The sequence below is a fragment of the Dietzia sp. DQ11-44 genome (assembly GCF_014145205.1).
Classification (GTDB): domain Bacteria; phylum Actinomycetota; class Actinomycetes; order Mycobacteriales; family Mycobacteriaceae; genus Dietzia; species Dietzia natronolimnaea.
The window spans coordinates 1-4,699 of sequence record NZ_JAALEC010000599.1 but is presented as its reverse complement, the minus strand read 5'-3'; the positions used below and the strand labels follow the sequence as shown (position 1 = coordinate 4,699).

The 4,699-nt window shown below is 67.7% G+C and carries 5 protein-coding genes; 2 read left to right on the top strand and 3 right to left on the bottom strand.

Annotated features, from left to right (window positions below):
* On the top strand, positions 1 to 898 hold an 898-nt coding region (locus tag G6018_RS14020), incomplete at its 5' end, for an ATP-binding protein (protein ID WP_277817782.1).
* Between the two features lie 303 nt (positions 899 to 1,201).
* Here G6018_RS14020 and G6018_RS14015 read toward each other — a convergent pair.
* Positions 1,202 to 1,456: a hypothetical protein gene (locus G6018_RS14015; RefSeq protein ID WP_182639941.1), complete on the bottom strand. Its 255-nt coding sequence runs from the start codon at positions 1,454 to 1,456 to the stop codon at positions 1,202 to 1,204.
* A gap of 95 nt (positions 1,457 to 1,551) precedes the next feature.
* Between G6018_RS14015 and G6018_RS14010 the strand changes: the two genes are divergently transcribed.
* On the top strand, positions 1,552 to 2,823 hold the full coding sequence (locus G6018_RS14010) for a lipase family protein (RefSeq protein WP_182639940.1): 1,272 nt from the start codon (positions 1,552 to 1,554) through the stop codon (positions 2,821 to 2,823).
* A gap of 29 nt (positions 2,824 to 2,852) precedes the next feature.
* On the opposite strand, the gene G6018_RS14005 is transcribed toward G6018_RS14010, so the two are convergent.
* Both G6018_RS14005 and G6018_RS14000 read right to left on the bottom strand, forming a co-directional pair.
* Positions 2,853 to 3,767, bottom strand: coding sequence for a prolyl oligopeptidase family serine peptidase (locus tag G6018_RS14005; RefSeq protein ID WP_182639939.1), 915 nt, complete (start codon positions 3,765 to 3,767; stop codon positions 2,853 to 2,855).
* Positions 3,768 to 3,986: 219 nt separating this feature from the next.
* On the bottom strand, positions 3,987 to 4,699 hold a 713-nt coding region (locus tag G6018_RS14000; RefSeq protein ID WP_182639938.1), incomplete at its 5' end, for a 5'-nucleotidase.

Genomic DNA, 4,699 nt, shown 5'->3' with positions numbered 1-4,699 from the left:
CAGCGTCAACTTGTGGAAGTCAGGTCTGGTGGGTAGTAAGATCCTCGAGCAAGAACCCACGGGGCGGTATGCCGTCACCAACCTCGGAGCTCTGCTTTTCTCGAATGCGCTGACTGATTACCCGACTCTTGAGCGTAAGGCGGCTCGGGTTGTGAAGTACCGCGGCAAGAATAAACTGACTGCCGAACGCGAACAACTGGGGGCACGGGGGTACGCGTGCGGTTTCGAAGGTCTGGTTTCGTATATTGATAGCCTATTGCCAGCGAACGAAGTAATTGGAAAAGCGTTGCGCACCGAAGTGAGCATGTTTCCTCCTACTGTGATACGTGAGCTCGTTGCCAATGCGTTGGTTCATCAGGACTTCTCTATCGGCGGTGCCGGCCCGATGATTGAACTTTACGATGATCGTCTGGAAATAACGAATCCTGGAACGCCCCTTATTGACCCCGCTCGTTTCGTCGATGCCGCGCCGAGGTCGAGAAATGAGAAGCTCGCATCGATGATGCGACGGTGCCATATTTGTGAGGAACGAGGCAGTGGCTGGGATCGGATCGCAGCCGAGATTGAGTTTCATCAGTTGCCAGCGCCTTTGATCCGGGTCGATGAGAACCACACGACAGTCGTTCTCTACGCCCATAAGGACCCACGGTCGATGGACCGCGAGGAACGGGTGCGCGCCGTCTACCTTCACGCCTGCCTGAGATACGTGAGCGGTGAACGAGCGGTCAACTCGTCAGTTCGTGAGCGCTTCGGCCTTGGGGACAGGGAGTCCTCAACTGCGTCTTCGTACATCCGTGATGCGCTAGATGCCGGGGTCATCGCTCCCCATGACCCCGACGCTGGCAGGCGGCACATGCAGTACGTGCCGTTTTGGGCGAAGCGGGCGTCATCCCTTTAGTGGGTAGCTGCCCGCCCGGGCCCTTCAGCGTGCTGACCAGCGCTGATCCTTTTCAGATGTAACTGCTGGCGCGCAACCGCGCGCGGTACCCGGTACGCGCCAGGCCAAGTTGGTTCCCGACGTCGGAGTCGTCCCCAACCCGGCCGAGGTGGTGATGACGGCCAACCGGGGGTAGCGCGCTCGCGGCATACTGCCGGCGCGACCTGCGGTCACCCGCCCAGACACCAGAACTCGATCCAGGGTCATAGGCCTCTGGCGGTGAAGTTCGCCGCGACACTGCTGGTGAACCGGTGCCCGTGTGCTCTAGCGGGCCCTGACCTGGTGACGGGAAGCAGGACCGGTCGCGAGCGACACCTGTCGCTCGCGCCGCTGCCGATCAAGCGTATCCACGACCGGTGGATCGGCGACTACGCGCGCGGCGGTCGATCTGCTCAACGAGCTCGACTGCTGAGTGCGGACACGCATCGGGGTCACGCCGGTGATCGCGACGATGCGGACCGGGCGCATAACGACCTGTTTACAAACCGCGTGTGCTGCTGGGATGATCTGCGACAGCATCGTAGTGAGCGTGCGGGTCCGTCCACCGCTGTCGACCGGCGACCCGGTCCCCACCGCACCATCCGTCGAGCGCGACGAGACGCCGGGAGTGCGCCATGACCGGGACCAGGACCGCCATCCGTCAGACGCGTCGGGGTGCCGCGTGCGCCCTCGCCCTCCTGCTGTTGTTCTGCGCGGGTCTCGTCGCCGGGGTGGGATCCGCGGCGGCTCAGTCCGCCGCCCCGCCGCCCGTGCCGCTCCCGTCCGCCGACCCGTTCTACACTCCCGACGGGCCGATCGCCGATCTCGCGCCGGGGACGGTGATCGAGAGCAGATCGATGTCCTACGGTTCGCTCGAACGCGCCACCCCGCTCACCAGCACCCAGGTGCTCTACCGGACGACCGACCAGGCGGGCGGCCCGAGCGCCACCGTCGCGACGATCCTCAGACCGCTGGTCCCGGGGCCCGCCAGGCTGATCTCCTACCACATGGCCTACGACGCCCTGGGCTCCGAATGCGACCCCTCCTACACCCTGACCGGGAACGGAACGCCCAGCCAGGCGGGGATCGCGGAACAGGGGGTGATCGCCGGGTACCTCGCGGCCGGTTACACCGTCGTCGTCCCCGACTACGAGGGTCCCGACCTGGAGTGGACGATCGGGCGCCAGTCCGCCTACGCCGCCCTGGACGGGGTCCGCGCGACCATCGACCACCTCGGACTACCCGCCTCGACCCCGGTCGGACTGGTCGGATACTCCGGCGGGTCCGTCCCCACCCAGTGGGGCGCCGAGATGGCGCCGACCTACGCGCCCGAACTCAATATCGTCGGCGCGGCCGCCGGAGGGCTCCCGGTGAACGTGGCTCACAACCTCCCGTACGTGAGCGGGAGCACTTCGTGGGCTGGGGTCATCCCCGCGCTGGTCGTGTCCTATCAGCGCGCGTACGGACTGGACACGGTCAGCTTCCTGTCGGACTACGGCCGACAGCTCGTCGAGACGGTCAGCTCTCAGTGCATCAACGCCTTCGCCGCCGACTACCCCGGACTCACCGATGCCCAGATGGTCCGCGCCCCGTACACGTCCCTTCTGGACATCCCGGCGGTGGTGAGTGCGATCGGGGACAACGTGATGGGCACGACGGGCACGCCACGGGTTCCGATGCTGCTCGCCGTGGGCAACGTCGACGGGATCGGCGACTCGGTCATGGTGACCGCGGACGTCGCAGGCCTGGCGCACGAGTACTGCACCCGCGGGGTCGCCGTCACCTACGCGCAGTACGACCGCCTCGGCCACTCCGAGGCCTTCGTGCCATTCCAGGCGCAGACAGCCCAGTTCCTCACCGACCGGTTCGCCGGCGTCGCCCCCGCCTCCAACTGTCAGGGGGCCTGACCGCCGGTCCGCCGCCCGCGGGATCGCGGTCAGGCGGTCGTCTCGTGCAGGTTCGCCGCCGACACGTGGCGGATGATCTCGAGCACCCGGGGGTAGGCGCGGGAGTCCCCGGACACGAGCGAGACGTGGTCCTCGTCGTTGAACAGGATCATCTTGGCCTTCCCGCCGGCCCGGGTGACCGCGTCCACGTACCGCTGGGAGTTCTCGGGCGCCACGGTCACATCGCGGGCCCCGTGCATCGCGACCACCGGTGTGCCGGGGTCGATGTTCTGGATGGGGTCGACCTTCGCGTACCTCCCCGAGACCTCCGACGGGGTGCCACCCATCGCCGTGACGATCCTGTCGTCGCCGTGGGTGGCCGCGTAGACCATGTCCAGGGGGCCGGCGATCGAGACCACCCGCGTCGGGCGGAACTCGGGCTTCGCGCCGACCTCGTCGTCGTCCAGCAGGTGTCGGGTGCCGCCCCACACGGCGAGTTGGGCTCCCGCGCTGTGTCCCACCACCAGCTCGTCGTCGGTGGTGATCTGCGGGAACCTCTTGTCCACCTCGACCACATGGTCCAGTGCGCTCGCGACGTCGTGGAAGGTGGTCGGCCATCCGCCGCCCGACCCCACGCGTCGGTATTCGATGTTGTAGACGGCCATGCCGCGGCTGGCGAGCTTGCGGGCGAGCGGATCGAAGGAGTCGGCCCCGATCTGGTCCTGCCACGCCCCGCCGTGGATGAGGACCGCCAGGGGGATCGAGTCGACCCGCTGTTCCCCGGCCGGGAGGTAGAGGTCAGCCCAGTTCTGCTCCGGATCCGGGGCGTCGTGCGTGGGGTACTCGAACCGCTGGACGGTCACCTCGTCGAGCCTCGCCGGGGCACCCGGGTCGGTCACCACGACCGGCGCCGCGCCGGTGGAGACACATGCGGACCCCACCGCCAGGACCGTGGTCAGACCCATGCTGATCCGCGCGGCTCTCATCGGCGGTGACCAACGTCGTCGCTGTGGCATGGGCACCCATTTTCTCAGGAAGAGTTCAGGTCGAGGGTGGACCGGCTTGTGCTGGATGCGTCAGCCGATCGCGTCGGTCCGGTGGGGGGCCCGGATCGGGTAATGAAATCCATCTTAGAATGCACGACGCGATATTACTAAGGAGGCCCCCGGTGTGGGAGGTGGTCGCTACCGGACGACCCGGACCCGTCCGGGCTCCGGGGCGCTCAGCGGGCCCTCGTCCTCCACGTACCGGAGCAGGGCGTCGATGTCCGTGAGGCCGGCCTCACGGCGATCCCCGCGCTCGGCGAGGGGCGAACCGTTGAACTCCGGTGAGGCGATGAACTCGTTGACCACGACGGTGTACTCGCGGGCCGGATCGACCGGTTCGTCGTCGACGCGGAGTTCGGTGACCCTGGCACCGACCGGTCGACGGGCATCCACGGTGTAGCTCACGTTGGACGAGACCGCCGGGCCGTTGTCGCCGATGTCGTCGGCGAAGTGGTCGAACGCCGCCTGGAGCTCCTCGCCGGTCACGGTCACCAGGTAGAGGCGGTCGCCGTAGGGCTGCACGGTGTGCAGGGTCGCGTAGTCCAGGGGGCCCTGCGGCAGGTCCGTGCGCAGCGAGTCCGGGTTGGACAGCGCGAGCTGTGCGCCACGGCCCCGCGTGGCGTGGAGCTGGCAGTCGGCGATGACGTCCGCCAGGGGGGACTCCCCGTTGGCGTCCATCCGCCGGGGGATCGTCTCGGTGGCGGAGCCCAGGGGGGTGCGGGCCGCCGGTGCGGCGGCGGCACCGGCCTGGCGCACGAGCTCCTCGGTGCCGGGGTCGGGTTCGATGTCGAGGTTCACCGTCTGGTTGAACGCCGAGGTCTGCGGGCGGATCACGTCGCCGGTGGCGGGGA

What these genes read in the sequence shown, in the direction of transcription:
- G6018_RS14015 (WP_182639941.1), bottom strand. Translation starts at nt 1,456, where the DNA reads ATGCTGTCGCAGATCATCCCAGCAGCACACGCGGTTTGTAAACAGGTC.
- G6018_RS14010 (WP_182639940.1), top strand. Translation starts at nt 1,552, where the DNA reads ATGACCGGGACCAGGACCGCCATCCGTCAGACGCGTCGGGGTGCCGCG.
- G6018_RS14005 (WP_182639939.1), bottom strand. Translation starts at nt 3,767, where the DNA reads ATGGGTCTGACCACGGTCCTGGCGGTGGGGTCCGCATGTGTCTCCACC.